The sequence below is a fragment of the Paracoccus sp. IB05 genome, from assembly GCF_016405985.1.
Classification (GTDB): Bacteria; Pseudomonadota; Alphaproteobacteria; order Rhodobacterales; family Rhodobacteraceae; genus Pseudogemmobacter.
On sequence record NZ_JAEFCF010000003.1, the window covers coordinates 130,032 to 146,412 of the forward strand.

General features: G+C 64.6%; 13 protein-coding genes and 2 pseudogenes. 8 read left to right on the plus strand and 7 right to left on the minus strand.

Annotation, left to right across the window (positions count from 1 at the left end):
- The first annotated feature begins 54 nt into the window (after positions 1 to 54).
- The 5 genes from JC607_RS03370 to JC607_RS03390 all read left to right on the plus strand — a co-directional run bounded on the left by JC607_RS03370 (position 55) and on the right by JC607_RS03390 (position 6,088).
- Positions 55 to 942 carry a LysR family transcriptional regulator gene (locus JC607_RS03370; protein WP_198835536.1) on the plus strand — a complete coding sequence of 296 codons (888 nt, stop codon included), beginning with the start codon at positions 55 to 57 and terminating at the stop codon, positions 940 to 942.
- Positions 943 to 1,172: 230 nt separating this feature from the next.
- Positions 1,173 to 2,414, plus strand: coding sequence for an FAD-dependent oxidoreductase (locus JC607_RS03375; RefSeq protein WP_198835537.1), 1,242 nt, complete (start codon positions 1,173 to 1,175; stop codon positions 2,412 to 2,414).
- Positions 2,404 to 2,817, plus strand: coding sequence for a YbaN family protein (locus tag JC607_RS03380; protein WP_198835538.1), 414 nt, complete (start codon positions 2,404 to 2,406; stop codon positions 2,815 to 2,817). Before JC607_RS03375 ends, JC607_RS03380 begins: the two co-directional genes overlap by 11 nt.
- 96 nt (positions 2,818 to 2,913) lie before the next feature.
- Complete coding sequence (locus tag JC607_RS03385; RefSeq protein WP_198835539.1) at positions 2,914 to 4,119, plus strand: efflux RND transporter periplasmic adaptor subunit; 1,206 nt, start codon at positions 2,914 to 2,916, stop codon at positions 4,117 to 4,119.
- Positions 4,120 to 4,129: 10 nt separating this feature from the next.
- The gene (locus tag JC607_RS03390) at positions 4,130 to 6,088 is read left to right on the plus strand and encodes a MacB family efflux pump subunit (RefSeq protein ID WP_198835540.1); all 1,959 of its coding nucleotides are present in this window, start codon (positions 4,130 to 4,132) and stop codon (positions 6,086 to 6,088) included.
- Between the two features lie 210 nt (positions 6,089 to 6,298).
- Here JC607_RS03390 and bfr read toward each other — a convergent pair whose 3' ends face one another.
- The 3 genes from bfr to JC607_RS03405 form a co-directional block, all read right to left on the minus strand.
- Positions 6,299 to 6,784, minus strand: a complete 486-nt coding sequence (bfr, locus tag JC607_RS03395; protein WP_198835541.1) for a bacterioferritin — start codon at positions 6,782 to 6,784, stop codon at positions 6,299 to 6,301.
- Positions 6,785 to 6,936: 152 nt separating this feature from the next.
- The gene (locus tag JC607_RS03400) at positions 6,937 to 7,194 is read right to left on the minus strand and encodes a bacterioferritin-associated ferredoxin (RefSeq protein ID WP_198835542.1); all 258 of its coding nucleotides are present in this window, start codon (positions 7,192 to 7,194) and stop codon (positions 6,937 to 6,939) included.
- A gap of 18 nt (positions 7,195 to 7,212) precedes the next feature.
- Entirely contained in the window at positions 7,213 to 8,478 is a 1,266-nt protein-coding gene (locus JC607_RS03405) for an imelysin family protein (protein WP_198835612.1), read from the minus strand.
- 711 nt (positions 8,479 to 9,189) lie between these two features.
- Between JC607_RS03405 and JC607_RS03410 the strand changes: the two genes are divergently transcribed.
- Complete coding sequence (locus tag JC607_RS03410; protein ID WP_198835543.1) at positions 9,190 to 9,675, plus strand: hypothetical protein; 486 nt, start codon at positions 9,190 to 9,192, stop codon at positions 9,673 to 9,675.
- Between the two features lie 112 nt (positions 9,676 to 9,787).
- Here the strand turns inward: JC607_RS03410 and JC607_RS03415 are convergent.
- A pseudogene (locus tag JC607_RS03415) lies at positions 9,788 to 9,946 on the minus strand (glutaredoxin); the annotation flags it as partial.
- On the opposite strand from JC607_RS03415, the pseudogene JC607_RS03420 reads away from it, so the two are divergent.
- Positions 9,913 to 10,362: pseudogene (locus tag JC607_RS03420) on the plus strand (transposase); the annotation flags it as partial. The pseudogenes JC607_RS03415 and JC607_RS03420 overlap by 34 nt on opposite strands.
- Before the next feature lie 271 nt (positions 10,363 to 10,633).
- Here the strand turns inward: JC607_RS03420 and JC607_RS03425 are convergent.
- The 3 genes from JC607_RS03425 to putA form a co-directional block, all read right to left on the minus strand.
- The gene (locus JC607_RS03425) at positions 10,634 to 10,774 is read right to left on the minus strand and encodes a hypothetical protein (RefSeq protein ID WP_198835544.1); all 141 of its coding nucleotides are present in this window, start codon (positions 10,772 to 10,774) and stop codon (positions 10,634 to 10,636) included.
- A 343-nt stretch (positions 10,775 to 11,117) separates the two neighbouring features.
- Positions 11,118 to 11,342 (minus strand): hypothetical protein, encoded by a 225-nt coding sequence (locus tag JC607_RS03430; protein ID WP_198835545.1) that lies wholly within the window; start codon positions 11,340 to 11,342, stop codon positions 11,118 to 11,120.
- A 979-nt stretch (positions 11,343 to 12,321) separates the two neighbouring features.
- On the minus strand, positions 12,322 to 15,762 hold the full coding sequence (putA, locus tag JC607_RS03435; protein WP_198835546.1) for a bifunctional proline dehydrogenase/L-glutamate gamma-semialdehyde dehydrogenase PutA: 3,441 nt from the start codon (positions 15,760 to 15,762) through the stop codon (positions 12,322 to 12,324).
- A gap of 103 nt (positions 15,763 to 15,865) precedes the next feature.
- Here putA and JC607_RS03440 point away from each other — a divergent pair, with 103 nt between their 5' ends.
- Complete coding sequence (locus JC607_RS03440) at positions 15,866 to 16,327, plus strand: Lrp/AsnC family transcriptional regulator (protein WP_092896463.1); 462 nt, start codon at positions 15,866 to 15,868, stop codon at positions 16,325 to 16,327.
- The last annotated feature ends 54 nt before the right edge of the window (positions 16,328 to 16,381 follow it).

A 16,381-nucleotide genomic window follows, 5' to 3' on the forward strand; every position in this document is an offset into this window, starting at 1 on the left:
TTGCGCCAATCCGTAATCATCTGTGCGCTGACGCACAGCCAGCCGGGGAACTTCATGGAAAACTGGGACGAGATCCGCACCGCCTTTCAGGTCGCCCGCCTTGGCACCGTCTCGGGTGCGGCCGAAGTTCTGGGCGTGCATCATGCCACGGTGATCCGCCACATTGATGCGCTGGAAAAACGGCTCGGCACGCGGCTTTTTCAGCGCCATACCCGCGGCTATACGCCGACCGAGGCCGGGCGCGACCTGCTGACCGTCGCCCAGACCACCGAAGAGCAATTTGCTCAGCTCGGCTCGCGCATCAAGGGCCATGGCGAGACGGTGCAGGGCGAGTTCATCATCACCTCGATCGCCGGGCTTTCGGGCCTGCTGGTCCCGGTTCTGGCCGATTTCCAGCGCCAGCATCCGGCGGTGATCGTGCGGCTTCTGACCGATATGCGCATCTTCCGGCTGGATTATGGCGAGGCGCATGTGGCGATCCGCGCCGGCGCAGCCCCCGAAGAGCCCGACAATGTTGTCCAGCCGCTGATCCGGATCCGCTACGGGCTATACGCGTCGAAATCCTATGTCGAGGCCTGGGGCAAACCGGAATCGGAACATGATTTCGCCGGCCACCGCTTTGTCATCGCCGAAAGCGAGGGCAGCCGCGCCGCGTTTTTTCGCTGGCTGCGCGACAAGGTGTCGAACGAACAGCTCACCTTCCGCTCGACCGAACCGGCGGCCTGGGATGCGGCGCTGGAAGCTGGCATGGGCATCGGGTTCCTGCCCGCCTGGGAGGCCGCAACCCGCCCCGACCTCGTGGAAGTGCTGGCGCCCCGCCCGGAATGGGATTCGCCTTTGTGGATCGTCACCCATGTCGACCTGCACCGCACCCGCAAGGTCCAGGCCTTTGTCGGGCTTTTGAAGGAAAAGGCCCGCAACTGGCCGCAATGCGCCGGGTGATCCGCCAGCTCTGATCCTTGCGGGCCAGGACACGCTTGCGTGTCGCAGGCCCGTGCGGCGGGGAGGCTCTGGAAACCCGGCCGCCCGCATGCGAAGATAGCCGCATGCGTTCAGCCAGCCAGGGCCGCCACAAACCGCGCGCCCCGCTTTCGCCAGAACGGCAGCGCCCGTCTGCCCCCGAAGGCAGAGCGGAGACGGCTCAGAGATGGGCCAGAGGCGGGGACAGGACGATGCCGGAACAGGATCAGGACTGCGTGATCGCAGGCGGCGGCCCGGCCGGCATGATGGCGGGGCTTTTGCTGGCCCGCGCCGGGCTGCGGGTGAGCGTTCTCGAGAAACACCCTGATTTCCGGCATGATTTTCGCGGCGACACCATCCATCCCTCAACCCTGCAAGTGATCGCCGATCTGGGCTGGCTCGAGGAATTTCTGGCCCTGCCGCATCAGAAAGCCCCCGCTCTCCATGCTGAGATCGGCGGGCGTCAGGTGACCATCGCCGATTTCCGCAACCTGAAGACAGATTGCCGTTACATCGCCTTCATGCCGCAATGGGATTTCCTGAATTTTCTCGCCGGAAAAGCCGCCGCCATGCCCGGATTCACCCTTAAGATGGGGCATTCGGTCACCGGTCTTTTGCGCGACGGCGATAAGCTCGGGGATAAGATCTGTGGCCTTGCCTGGCAGTCGGACAGCGGGGCGGGCGAGATCCGCGCGCCGCTTGTGATCGGCGCTGATGGCCGTCATTCGGTGATCCGCCGCGAGGCGGGGTTTACCGTCACCGATTTCGGCTCGCCGGTGGATGTGGTCTGGCTGCGGCTCTCGCGCCAGGCCGATGATCCCGCGCCCGCGATGAGCCATGCCGGCCCGGGCCAGGGCCTCGTGCTGATCGACCGTGGCGATTACTGGCAATGCGGCTATGTGATCCGCAAAGGCTCTTATGATGATCTGCAGGCCGCGGGCCTGCCGGCATTTCGTGCGGTATTGGCAGCACTTGCGCCGCTTCCACCCGGGCGGTTTGACGAGATCACCTCCTGGGATCAGACCCATCTTCTCTCGATCCGGATGGACCGCCTGACGCGCTGGTGGGCGCCCGGCCTGCTTTGCATCGGCGATGCCGCCCATGCGATGTCGCCGGTCGGGGGCTTTGGTGTCAATCTCGCGATCCAGGACGCGGTGGCGGCGGCGAATATTCTGGCGCGCCCGCTGCGCGAGGGAAGGCTGAGCCCGCGCGACCTGGCCCGGGTCGAGGCGCGGCGCCTTTTCCCCACCCGCGCGACGCAAGGCCTGCAAAAAATGATGCGCCGCAAACGCCGCCCCGATGGCGAAGCCGCCCCGCGCCCGCCGGGCTTTATCCGCATGATCGCGCGCTGGCCCGTTCTGTCGCGGCTGATGGGGCGGCTGATCGGTCAGGGGTTTCGCCCCGAGCGGATCGCGCCCCTCCTCCTGAAGCCCGGTCTGCCCCATGACCTCTGAACGCCCCCCGACAGAACATGCGCGCGCGGCAACCGGAACCGCCGTCTCCCGCGCGCTTTTTCTCATCCTCGGGCTGTTTTTCACCGGGCTGGGCTTTGTCGGAGCCTTTCTGCCGGTGCTGCCGACAGTCCCCTTCCTGATCCTCGCCGCCGCCTGTTTCACCCGTTCCTCGCCCCGGCTGGAGCGCTGGCTGCTGGATCACCGGCATTTCGGCCCGCTTTTGCGCGACTGGCGCGACAAGGGCGCGATCCCGCGCCGCGCGAAATGGATGGCAGGCGGCGGTTGCGGCCTTGGATTCGTGCTGTTCCTCTGGGGCAGCACTCCCGGCTGGCCACTGACCCTTGCCGTCGCCGCGATCATGGGATTCGGCGTGGTCTTTGTCTTCACCAGACCCGATGCCTGAACGATAAATCCCGGGCCGGGTCGCGACGGAAGATTGCGGGCCGCGCGTATAATCCGGCAACAGACGAGCAGCACAAGCAAGCCGGATCACAGCCAGATGCGCAAAATCCTTTGGACCACCCTTATCCTCGCTCTTGCCGGCGGCGCGGGCTTTGGCCTGTGGCGGATGCAGGCGAGCGAGGGCGCCGCCCAGGCCGCGCCGGTCTCGGAGGCGGTGATCCGCGGCACCTTCCGCAAGACCGTGCTGGCGACAGGCGTGATCGAGGCTGCAAGCCTTGTCTCGGTCGGCGCCCAGGTCGGCGGTCAGATCCAGTCCCTGCCGGTCGAGCTGGGGCAGAAACTTGCCGCCGGTGACCTTGTGGCGCAGATCGACCCTGAGGATCAGAAGACCGACCAGCTGCGCGCCCAGGCCTCGCTGGCGCAGATCCGCGCCCAGATCGCGGCCCAGGAGGCCAGTATCGAAGAGGCCCGGCTTGCGCTCGAGCGTCAGCGCGAGCTGAACAGCCGCAAGCTCGCCACCACCCAGACGCTTGAGGCCAGCGAGGCGCAGTTCAAGGTCGCCGAAGCCAATCTCGCGGCGCTGAAGGCCAGCGAATCCCAGGCCGAACTGGCCGTTCAGGCCGCGAATATCGCGCTGGAACGCACAAGGATCACCGCGCCCTCAGACGGTACGGTCGTGGCCCTGGTCGCGCGCGAAGGGCAGACGATCAACGCCAACCAGTCCAGCCCGACGCTGATCAAACTCGCCGAACTCGACCGCATGATCATCAAGGTCGATATTTCCGAGGCCGATGTGATCGCGGTTCATGCCGGCCAAAAGGCAAGTTTCACCCTCTCGGGCGCGCCCGATATGCGCTTTGACGCGGTCCTGCGCGATATCGAGCCGGCGCCGGCCTCGATTGCGACCGCCGATGAGGTCGATACCAGCTCGGCGATCTATTACCGCGCCATTCTCGAAGTGCCGAATCCGAAAGGCATCCTCAGGATCGGCATGACCGCCGAAGTGGTGATCGTGATGGAAGAGATCCCCGATGCGCTGATCGTGCCGACCGCCGCGGTGATCTCGGGTCGGAGCAGCGGGAGTAAGCTGCGGGTGCTGGACCCGGCCACCGGCACGGTCGAGATCCGCGATGTCGAGACCGGGGCCGCCACCGCCAGCCAGACCGTGATCCTCTCCGGGATCGGCGAAGGCGAGCGCATCGTGACCGCCGGTTCTGGCGCCATGTCGCGTGGGGCGGGCCAGCAACCGGGTCAGACCGGCCGGATGCCGGGGACACCGAGGCCCTCGGGCGGGCTGTTCTGAGGCCGGGCAGATGAGTGATCCCGTCAAACGCGGCCCGCCGCTGATTGAATTGCGCGGCATCAGCCGCAGCTTCACCAGCGGCGGCGAAAGCCTCACCGTGCTGAAAGATGTCAGCCTGACCATCCATGCCGGTGAGATGGTCGCGATTGTCGGCACGTCAGGTTCGGGCAAATCGACGCTGATGAATGTGATCGGCTGTCTCGACCGGCCAAATACAGGCAGCTACCACTATGGCGGCATCGATGTGACCGCCCTGCCCGAAGAAGGCCGCGCCCGGCTGCGCCGGCTGCATTTCGGATTTATTTTTCAGCGTTATCAGCTTCTTGCCGATCTTGACGCCAGCGGCAATGTCGAAGTTCCCTCGATCTATGCCGGCCGCCCTGCTGGCGAGAGGTCGCGGCGCGCGAAAGAGCTGCTCGCGCGGCTTGGCCTTGGCGAGCGCAGCGACCACCGCCCGTCGGAGCTTTCGGGTGGCCAGCAGCAACGCGTCTCGGTCGCCCGCGCGCTGATGAATGGCGGCGAGGTGATCCTCGCCGATGAGCCGACCGGCGCGCTCGACAACCGCTCCGGCAAGGATCTGCTGGCGCTGCTCGATGAGCTGAATGCGCGCGGCCATACGATCATCATCGTCACCCATGACCGCGATGTCGCCGCCCGCGCCGGACGGGTGATCGAGATCTCGGATGGCACGATCCTGTCGGACAGCGGCCCCGCCCCGGTGACCGGCGCGAGGCCCGACCCCGCGCCGCCCGAGAAAACCGGCGCCCTCGCCCGGCTCGGGCGGCTGCGCGACGCTTTCACCATGGCACTGCGCTCGCTCAATGCGCATCGGCTGCGCAGCTTTCTGACCATGCTCGGCATCATCATCGGCATCGCTTCGGTCGTATCGGTGGTGGCGCTTGGCACCGGATCGCGCGAACAGGTGCTTGAGAATATCGCCTCGCTCGGCACCTCGACCATCACCGTGCGCCCCGGCACCGGTTTTGGCGACCGCAATGCAAGGCGGATCAATACGCTGATCGACACCGATGCGACGGTGCTGGCGGGAGAACCCTTCACCGCCTCGGCCTCACCCGAGATCTCCACCACGGAAAATGTGACGCGCAGCGCGGTGACGGCGAGCCTCTCCGTGCGCGGTGTCGGCGCGGGCTATTTCGATGTCGGCGGGTTCTCGGTGACCAGCGGGCAGCTTCTGACCCAGATCGCCATCGACAGCCGCGCCCAGGTCGGCGTGCTCGACAGTGATGCGCGCAACGCCTTCTTTGCCGCGGGCGAGGATCCGATCGGCAAAGTCCTGTTGATCGGGCGGGTACCAATTGAGGTGATCGGTGTGGTCAGCGCCTCCGGCCAGAGCTTTGGCCCCTCAACCCCGCGGATCTTCCTGCCCTATACGACCGTCAGCCAGCGCATCACCGGCCAGAACCGGGTGGATTCGATCACCGTGCGCGTGCGCGACGACGCCGATATGGCCGAAGCCGAGGCCGGGATCACCCGGCTCCTGACCCAGCGCCATGGCAAGGAAGATTTCTTTCTCACCAATTCCGATACGATCCGCGAGAATCTGACCGCCACCAACCGGACGCTGACACTCCTGATCTCGTCGATCGCCGTGATCTCGCTGATCGTCGGCGGCATTGGCGTGATGAATATCATGCTGGTCTCGGTGACCGAACGAACCCGCGAGATCGGCGTCCGTCTTGCAGTGGGGGCAAGGCGCTCCGACATCATCGCGCAGTTCCTGATCGAAGCGGTGCTGGTCTGTTTCATCGGAGGCGTGCTGGGCGTCGCCCTCGCCCTCGGCGGCGGCTGGCTGGCGGGCCAGATCGGCCAGGAAATCCGGCTGAGCTATTCCACTCTTACCATCGTCGCAGCCTTTCTGTCCTCAACGACGATTGGTATCGTCTTTGGCTATCTGCCGGCCCGCGCGGCCTCGAAACTCGACCCGGTGGTGGCACTGGCACGGGAATGATCCGCCACCCGCCCCTGCCCGGCTGCGGAAGCCTCCGGCGGGGATATTTAAGGGCAGAAAATAATCCCTTCTCTCATTTTCTGTCTCAAAATATCCCGAGGGTGAGCGGCGAAGCCGCGAGGGGGCTGGCCCCCTCCTTCCTCCAAAACCAAAAGAGCCGCAGCAGATTTCCCCGCCACGGCACTTCAAAATCACAGTTCTTAGCCGCGCTTATTCAGCTTCATTCGCCGGCGATGCATTCAACAGGCCGTAATTCTTGTCGCCCAGCTCTTTGAACAGACCCAACTGGGTTTCAAGGAAGTCGATATGGCCTTCCTCATCGGTGATCAGTTCGTCAAACAGCGCGCGGCTGACATAATCACCGGCTTCGTCGCAATAGCGGCGCGCCTCGATATAGAGGTCACGGGCGCCATGTTCAGCGGCAAGGTCCGCCTCGAGGATCTCTTTCACATTCTGACCAATCCGCAGGCTGTCGAGCTTTTGCAGATTCGGATGGCCTTCGAGAAAGATGATGCGGGTGATGAACTTATCCGCATGTTGCATCTCTTCGATCGACTCGGCCCGCGCCTTGGCGGCCAGTTTACCGTAACCCCAGTCGTCGAGCAGGCGGTAATGCAGCCAGTACTGGCTCACCGCGGTCAGCTCGGAGCGCAGGCCGGCATTGAGATATTCGATGACTTTCTTGTCGCCCTTCATGGCAAACCCCAATCGTTGCGCGGGCACAGGGCCCGGCTTGCTACGGATGGGCAGAAGGTAAATCGACCCGACGCCGCTGTCTATGGGGGACCGGTTCTTTTTAGAATAATTCTAAATCTGACAAAAACGCCCGGAAAAATCCTGGCTTTTTCTCAGCCGAGGCGGCGCGCGCGCATCGGTTTCAGCATTGGAACTGCCGGTCGCGCCGGATCTCCGGCCACACCAAAGCTTTCGCAGCTGCGCATCGTATCAAGGAAGACCGGCATGCAACCGCCACAATCCGCCTTCTTGCCAAGCGCGTGATAGACCTTGCCCGGGGTGATGATGGTCGAAGGATCCGCCGCCCGCATCCAGTCCACGGCGGCGCGGATTTCGTGATCCGAGATGCTCATGCAATGACAGACGATCATGGCGGCGGTTCTCTCAGCTTACTGGAAGACGGCGTTGGGGTTGTCGAGGCTGTCGGAGCCCTCGAAATCGATCTTCGACAGGCCCAGCACAGAAACCGCGCGTTCGATCGAGGCGGTCTGGGTCACCAGCGCATTGACCGCGCCCATGATCAGTTTCTCGCCCTTCTCATTGCCGGCTTCCAGCATCTGGTCATAGGCGAAGCCCTCCTCGGCGGCGGTTTTGATCGCATTCAGTGCCGCGACCGAGCTGTCGAGTTCAGCCCTGAGCTGGGTATCGACGGCCGCATCCTTCGCCGCCACCAGCTCCGACACTGACGGGCCGGTCAGCTTCGTGCCATCGATGCGGGTATAGTCGCCGAGATAGACATTCCTTATGCCCAGCCCGTCATAATAATGGCTGTTATGGGTATTGTCCGAGAAGCAGTCATGCTCTTCTTCCGGATCCGAGAGCATCAGGCCAAGCTTCATCCGCTCGCCCGCCAGTTCACCATATGACAGTGACCCCATGCCGGTCAGGATCGCCATAAGCCCGGCAGACGGGTCCTGGACAACCGCTTTGCGCGCCTCGCCCTCAGCCCCCCAGTCACCGGTCATCTCTTCGAGATCCGAGACCAGCAGGTCGGAGGCCGCGATCAGATAGGCGGCGCGGCGGTCGCAATTGCCGCCGGTGCAGGCGTCACCCGTGGCATAATCGGTCCAGGGCCGGTTGCCCGCACCCGGGCCGGTGCCGTTCAGATCCTGGCCCCAGAGCAGGAATTCAATCGCGTGATAGCCCGAGGCGACATTGGCCTCGATCCCGTCGGCCTCCTGCAAGACATCGGCGATCAGCGCGGGCGTGATGGTGGTGGCGTCGATCTCATTCCCCGAAAGCGTGAACTTCGGATTCGCGATCACATTCAGCGTCGCCAGCGGGTTCTCTTCGCTCTCGCCATAGCTGGCGGCGTCGACATAATCGATCAGCCCCTCATCCAGCGGCCAGGCGTTCACCTTGCCTTCCCAGTCATCAACCAGCGCATTTCCGAAGCGGAAGGCCTCGGTCTGCTGATAGGGCACGCGCGCGGCAAGCCAGGCGCTGCGCGCCGCATCCAGCGTTTCCTGCGACGGCTGCGCCACCAGGTTGCCAAGTGATTCCCGCAGAACCCGCGCGGTGGCGAGGCTGTCGCCGTAAGAGGCTTCGGCGATATCGGCATAATGCGCCACCACGCCGGCAGGGTCTGCCGCGAGCGCCGGCGCCGCGAGCGTGGTGCTCAGCAAAGCCGCGAGAACAAGGCGGGAATTTTTCACAAGACGCGGATTTTTCAAGACTTAACTCCGGCGGGATGAGGGAAACCGGCCAGCAGGGCAGCGCAGGGTGCAACACGCGATGCCACGCAGAACGAGCGGGCGGACCTGGCAGGGAAACTGAACGAACCGGTCATATGGCCTCGCGACGGCAAAGGGATGGATTGGAACCATTGCCTGGCTGCCGGAATGGATGACAAGTTTTATCAGAAAAGTAAAGACGAGAGTTTTAGTTGGTTAGGATCCGCCGCAGGTTCAGCCAGCGTGGCGAGACGGCAGCGTGACGGCCAGTGTGGCGCTGTCTGACAACCAGGGCCGTGGATAAACATGCTCTGTTGCCTGGAGGCAAAAGTCGGGATCATCGTCTCACAGCGCCCTGGACATGCGGTGCCGTTTGCCGGAAATGCGATCAGATGAGCGGGCCATGAGCAGATGCTCAAAGTGTCGCCTGTCGCGCTGGATGCGATCCATGATCTGTGCAGCAAGGTTCTGACACTACATGATCGCGTAAACTGGTATGGGCGCAGGCTTTCGGCACCGGCAAGAACCGGGAACCGCATCGCCCTGCCCCGGACAGTTCCGCGCTCAGGGTCAATCACCGCTTCTGCCAGCGGGGTAACCATCGGCAGTGCAGAGCATTTCCGGTGCGCCTGGGACCATAGGCCGCCGCATTCACCGGAGTATATTGCCAGCCAGAAGGCACAGGGGCACGGCATGGCGAACCTGAGCGATCTGGTGCAATGCGCCGGCGGGCCGACACCAACCGTAGCGCCGGCGTACAAGGGGGTGAGATCGGAAGAGGGAGCGATCCGCGAGGCGATGCGCAACCATGGGCCGGATCTGGCGGCAATATCGTCGCGCGCGGGCTGGCCCACTCCAGCGGCACAGGAATTCGGGATTGCAGGCCCGGAACGGATGCGGCAGCGCCGGGAGACCTGCAAGGCGAAGGGCTACAACGGGAAGGGGTTTGGTCTGACATTGGCGATGCTGGCGGTGGGAGAGCTGACGGATCACCCGCAGGCGGCCCGCCTGAAAGCTTCTGGTCAGATTCTGACTGGCTCTTCTGCCGGGATGAGCTCTGGCGGCCAGTTGAACCCGGAACATGCCCGCTGGCTCATGGGCTACTGGCCGACATCGGCGTTCTCTCACCCGAAGATCGCCGCCCGGCTGGGCTGCCAGCCCTTTCTCAGCAGACGCTGACATGGACTTTGCTGCCATCCGGAGGTGCAATGCCGAAGGCCATCTTTGCCTTCGGCATCTCGCCCCGGATGCGAAGAAGCCAGGCCATGCCACGGCCACCCGACGGCGCTGGTCAGGAATGCGAGACGCCAAGGATCCCCAGCTCGGCAAGCGCCATCCACACAGCCATGGCGATCATCATCAGGTTCTCGGTCAAAGAAACAAAGCCGAGCGGCACATTGCTCGATCCCCCGACGCAGGCGCGTTTCAGCTCGCGCCGGTCGATATAGACTCGCCCGGCGCAGCGAGGCCTGTCAGCGACTGATGTCGATCCCGGGCATCGGAGCGGTCACCGCGACGTCTTTCACCACGGCAATCGAAGATCCGGAGAACTTCCGGAAATCCCGATCGGTTGCCGCCTGGATCGGGCTGACCACGCGCCGCTGCCAGTCCGGTGACGTCGATTACGATGGGCATATCCCGCGACGCGGGGACCCCCATCTGCGGGGCTTGCTCTGCGAGGCGGCCACTGTGGTGCTGACCAGAACCACGGCCGACAATGCGCTGAGAACCTGGGGCCTGCAGCTGCGGGAGCGGATCGGCTGCAAGCGGACCGCCGTTGCCGTGGCGCGCAAGCTGGCGGTCATCATGCACGCGATGCTGAAATCCGGCCAGACGCTCCAACGGCAAGCCGAGCCAATGGTCTGAGCCGCAACCAATCCGCGTTGGCCTTTCGACGCGTCCGAGGCGTCCCTGCCGGGACGTGACCAGAACCATTCCGCCGAGGGTGTTGCACCATCCGCTGCGTCCAGGTCGATGCTTGCGCTTCACACATTGGAAGGCTCTCCGCGAAGCCCCTCCATGCGGCGGCACCTGCCGACCGCGAAGATGACCCTGCTCCCGGCAAACGATGTCTCGCACCAAGCAGAAAGGTCTTGCAATATGGCATGCGATCAGAGGACACCCTCGGCTCTTCGCATCATCCCTTCCGGCTGGCCCATCGCTCGACCATCGCCCCGGCGCCCCTCTGGCCGAGATAGGACAGGACCGCGATCAGCCCGACCGTGGCCTCGCGCGACAGGCCCATGCAGGCGCCGCGTGCATCACCGGCGATCGCCATGCCAACGGCAGTCGGGATCTCCCGGACCAGGTCATAGGACAGGATCGGCCGGTGCCGGGCGCGGAGCTCGCTGGCACGCTACATCGCGCAACCGGAGAACGCGGCCAGCAGCGCAGTCGCGGCCCCGCCGATGAATTGGCTGATGATGGCGATCAGCCCGGGATCGGGCGGAGGAATATCAGTCAAAGGCGCCTCCTGCGCGTCTGGTACGGGAGATTTGCGACGTTCGAAGCAGAGAAGGCCGCAAGCACGGTCTCAGAGCGGCCAAGCATCCGCAGGGCAGCCCCGACGCTCAGCGCGGTCGCGATGCCCTCGCAGACGCACGTCTTGCGCCCAGTGGCGATCAGGTGGCGATCAGGTGGCTGGCGCCGCCCATCATGCCCTTGAGGATGTTATTCTTGCTGCGATCCGGGGCGATAAACTGCACCTTCACCACGCGCTGGCCGATGCCGCCCGGACCGATCAGCCAGGGGCCATCACCTTGCGGCATGGCGCGGGTCTCGACGCCGGCCGCCATCGCCGCAGCCCAGACCTCCGAGGACATCACGGCGGCGCGCGCCGTGATCACTGCTTAACCACTTGAAAAAGACAATATTGACCAGTCCCAAAGACACAGTCGCCCTCGGCATCGCCCAACCTGACGCGCTGCGCGCCAGCAATCAAGGCGCTGCCGTCCGAGATCGACGGCAGCGATCTTTCGCAGATCCGCCAGATCTGCGCTGTTCCAGCCCGATCAACTCGCGACTTCGGTCAGGATTCCAGGCAAACTCCGCACCTGAGGAGAAGAAACATGGCCCGCAAACCAGCGTCCGCCGCGACGCCTGACCCCCCTGCACCTCCGGGCATCGCAATGCCGGCAGCCTATACCAACCATGCCCATGTGACCTGGGCGGGGGGCTGATCCATCTTGCCATGAGCAAAGCCATGGAGGGCCAGAACATCCCCTTCTCTGCACTCCTGATCGGGCAGGCACTGGCGGCGCTGCCACAGGAGGGCCAAGCGGATCGGAAACGGCAGCACCCCGGCGGGGGCGCAGCCGAGCCGCCGCGGGGGGGCCACGAGATGGGGCAACTGTCAGACTTGGAAGTATCAGAAGGCGGCGCGATCATATCCTGACAGGAAAAATTCTCCGGTCAGACGTTACCCTGTCAATATCCAGAAGCTGGGCCGCCGTAACACCATGCCGCCAAATCTGGAGCGACACTTAACAACGCTCGCCGTGCTGATCCCAAGCTCGCCCGTCAAAATTCAGGCGCGCTTACGCCGCTTTTAGCCTGACGAAGCACAGCCATGATCTGCCGCTCGGTGAAACGGCTCTTTCTCATTCGAATCTCCTCAGCTCACGGCTCACGGCTCACGGCTCACGGCTCACGAGAAAATTCGGCTTATGCAGCCCCTTAACCACCGGGAGGAGTACCCGGGCAAATGCCCGCCGCAGCCGCCCCGATCAGGGCAAAGCAGTCAAAGCGATACGCGCCTGAGGGCCCTTGTTACGGACCGGAAACCTGGGCGAGCCTTGCCGGGCCCGCCCATCCGGTCGGGCCGGCTTATGTCTCCGCCACCTCGGAGAGCAGCTTGGCATTGCCGCCCGATGCCGTGGTATCGATGCAGACATGGCGTTCGAGCGTGACATGGGCGCGGTCGGGCGCGCCGGTGATCAGCGGCAGGATGGCGCCTTTGCGGGCGGACAGGGCGAGGGCGCGGCTGCGTGCCCCGGCCTCTTCGCCCCAGAACAGCGCGCCGCTGAAGCCTTGCAGCCTGGTCAGCGCCTCAGGGTCAAGACCGTCAGCCGCAACCGCCACGCCGCCAAGCGCGGTGACCGCATTGGCCTGGGCCGCGACCGCCGCAGCCCCTGGCCCGAGGCACAGGACTGGCGGACGGGCGAAATGACCAAGCCGGTTCGATTCTCCGGTCGGGCCGGGCAGGTCGAGCGGCTCTGGCGGTGCGACCTGGCCTGCCCTGGCCAGAGCTGCGGCGACCTCGGCCTCGCTGGTGACCGCGCCGGCGGCCCCTTGCAGCGGCGCCGCCTGGCGGGTGAAGCGGGTCAGGTAATCCGGCCCGCCGGCCTTTGGCCCGGTGCCCGAAAGCCCCTCGCCACCGAAGGGCTGACTGCCCACCACCGCGCCGATCTGGTTGCGGTTGACATAGATATTGCCGGAATGGATGCGCTCGACGAAATGCTGCACGCGGTCATCGATACGGGTATGGAGACCGAAGGTCAGACCATAGCCTGTGGCATTGATCTCATTGATAACCTTGTCGATTTCACCGGCCCGGAACGTCGCGACATGCAGGACAGGGCCGAAAATCTCACGCTCCATCGCAGCGATCCCCGGCACGCGGATCACCGCAGGCGGCGCGAATGTCCCCTGCCCCGGCACCGCGCGTTCCTTGATCAGCCGCCCCTCGATCCGCGCCTGATCGATATGGGCGCGGATGGTTGCAAGCGCCTCGGCATCAATCACCGGCCCGACATCGGTGGTCAGAAGACCCGGATTGCCGATCGACAGCTCGTCCATCGCGCCTTCCAGCATCTCGAGGATCGGGGCCGCGATGTCTTCCTGCACGTAAAGGCAGCGCAAGGCCGAGCAGCGCTGCCCCGCCGACTGGAAGGACGAGGCTACGATATCGCGCACCGCCTGTTCCGGCAGCGCGGTGGAATCGACCACCATCGCGTTCATCCCGCCGGTTTCGGCGATCAGCGGCGCGCCGGGGGCGAGGTTTTCCGCCATCGCGCGGCGGATCAGCAGCGCCACTTCGGTAGAGCCGGTGAAGGCGACCCCATCCACGCGCGGATCAGAGGTGAGCCAGGCGCCCACATCGCCCTCGCCCGGCAAAAGCTGCAGCGCGGTGACCGGCACCCCGGCCTGATGCAGCAGATCGACCGCGAGGGCGGCGATCAGCGGTGTCTGTTCGGCAGGTTTCGCCAGCACGGCATTGCCGGCCGCGAGCGCCGCCGCGATCTGGCCCGAAAAGATCGCCAGCGGGAAGTTCCACGGGCTGATACAGGTGAAACGACCCCGGGCGGGGGCGGTCAGGGCCTCGGCGCCATTCGCGTAATAGCGCAGGAAATCAACCGCTTCGCGCAATTCTCCGACCATATCGGGCGCGTTCTTACCGGCCTCACGCGTGAGCAGCGCGAAGATCCGGCCGAAATTCGCCTCATAGGCGTCGGCTGCGCGGCGCAGGATGGTGGCGCGGGTGGCGGCATCGGCGGCCCAGGGCTCAGCCAGCCGCAAAGCGGTATCAACATCGGCGCGGGAGGCGGCGAGGACCTGGCCCACCACCTCTCCCGTCGCGGGATTCACCACATCCGTGCGCAAAGCACCTGCGGCGCGGCCCGCGATGATCGGCCCGGCGCTGTAAGTCTGGGTCAGATGCGGCTGCATCGCGGCCTCGATCTCGCGCAGATCGGCGCGCGAGGTCAGGTCAAAACCTTTCGAATTGACCCGGCCCGGGAAGATCTGCGGCGCCGGCGGCACAGCCGGGTTCTCGACCGGCGAGACGCTTTCCATATAGGCCAGCGGGCAGGCAGCGACCTGTTCCGGGGTCACATCCTCATCGACGATCTGGTTCACAAAGGACGAATTCGCCCCGTTTTCCAGCAGACGCCGCACCAGATAGGCCAGCAGATCGCGATGCGCGCCGACCGGCGCATAGATGCGGCAGCGGGTGTTCTGATCGGCATGGACGATCTCATGCAGCCGCTCGCCCATGCCATGCAGGCGCTGGAATTCATATTGTTCGGGTTTCACGCCCGCCGCCGATGCCATGTCGAGCACCGCCGCCACGGTATGTGCATTATGCCCCGCAAATTGCGGATAGATACGGTCGGTCATGCCCAAAAGCTTTTGCGCATTGGTGATGTAGGACACATCCGTCGCCTGTTTGCGGGTGAAAACCGGAAAGCTTTCCAGCCCCATCACCTGGGCGCGTTTGATCTCGTAATCCCAATAGGCGCCCTTCACCAGGCGCACCATGATGCGGCGGTTCAGACGCGTCGCCAGATCGTAAAGCACATCGATCGCCGCCCCGCAGCGCCGACCGTAAGCCTGCACAACCACACCAAAGCCGTCCCAGCCCGCCAGCGACGGGTCTTCCAGCGTGGCCGCAATCACCTTCAGCGACAGATCGAGCCTGTCCGCCTCCTCTGCATCGACATTCAGCCCGATGCCCGCAGATTTCGCGAGCCCCGCCAAAGCCCGCAGCCTCGGCACGAGTTCCTCCATCACGCGCGCCTCATGGGCTACTTCGTAACGCGGATGAATTGCGGAAAGCTTAACGGAAACGCCCGGATTGGCGCCGATGTCGCGGCCCTTTACCGCACCGGCAATCGCGGTGATCGCGCGGGTATAGGCGAGGTGATAGCTGCGGGCATCCGCTTCGGTCTTCGCGCCTTCGCCAAGCATGTCATAGGAATAGGTATAGCCCTTCGCCTCAAGCTCCGTCGCGCGTTTCATCGCCTTTTCAATGGTTTCGCCCAGCACGAACTGGCGGCCCATCTCTTTCATAGCCCGCGTGGTCGCGGAACGGATCACCGGCTCGCCCAGCCGCCGGATCGCGCCGCGCAGGCTGCCGGCAATGCCCGGGCCCCGCTCGTCCAGCACTTTTCCGGTCAGCATCAAAGCCCAGGTCGAGGCATTGACCAGCGAAGACGCCGACTGGCCCAGATGCCTGCCCCAGTCCGAGGGCGCGATCTTGTCTTCGATCAGTGCGTCCATGGTCGGCGCATCCGGCACGCGCAAGAGCGCCTCGGCCAGACACATCAGCGCGATGCCCTCATCGGTCGAGAGGCCGTATTCGGCGAGGAAAACCTCCATCAGCCCCGGCTTCGCGCCCGAACGGATGCGGCGCACGAGATCGGCGCCCGCCGCCGCGATCCGGTCGCGATCGGCCTGATCCAAACCGCTTTGCGCGATCAGCGCCCGCACCAGCTCCCCCTCGGGGGCAAGACTTCCATCAGCGACCAGATCAAGCGAATTTGTCATGCAGACCTCCTGCGTTTTGACTATGATACACCTGATCTGCCAGTCAGTATTCCCGATCTTTCCGCAAACGCTGGCCATTATGGCCAGAAAAGGTTGATTTTACATGCCAAACCCCCTTGTTGACCTTGATCGATTTGATCATGCGATTCTGCGCATTCTGGCCGTCGAGGGCCGGGTTTCAGCGGTGGAGCTTGCGCGCCGGGTCGGTCTGTCGAAAAGCCCGGTCCAGGCGCGGATGAAACGGCTCGAGGAGGACGGGGTGATCGCGGGGTATCGGGCCATTCTCGACCCGGTGAAAATGGGCCTGGCGCATGTGGCCTTTGTCGAGGTGCGGCTGGCCGATACGCGCGAGGCGGCGCTCCAGGCCTTCAACCGCGCCGTCCTGACCGTGCCCGAGGTCGAGCAATGCCATATGATTGCCAGCCGTTTTGACTACCTCCTGAAGGTGCGCACCGCTGATATCGCCGATTACCGCCGGGTGCTGGCCGAACGGATCTCGGCGCTGCCGCATGTGGCGCAGACCTCGACCTATGTCGCGATGGAGGCGGTGAAAGAGGCGCTTTAACGCCAGACCGGTCCGGATGGTCAGGCCAGACGGCCAACAGCCTTGCCGCAACCG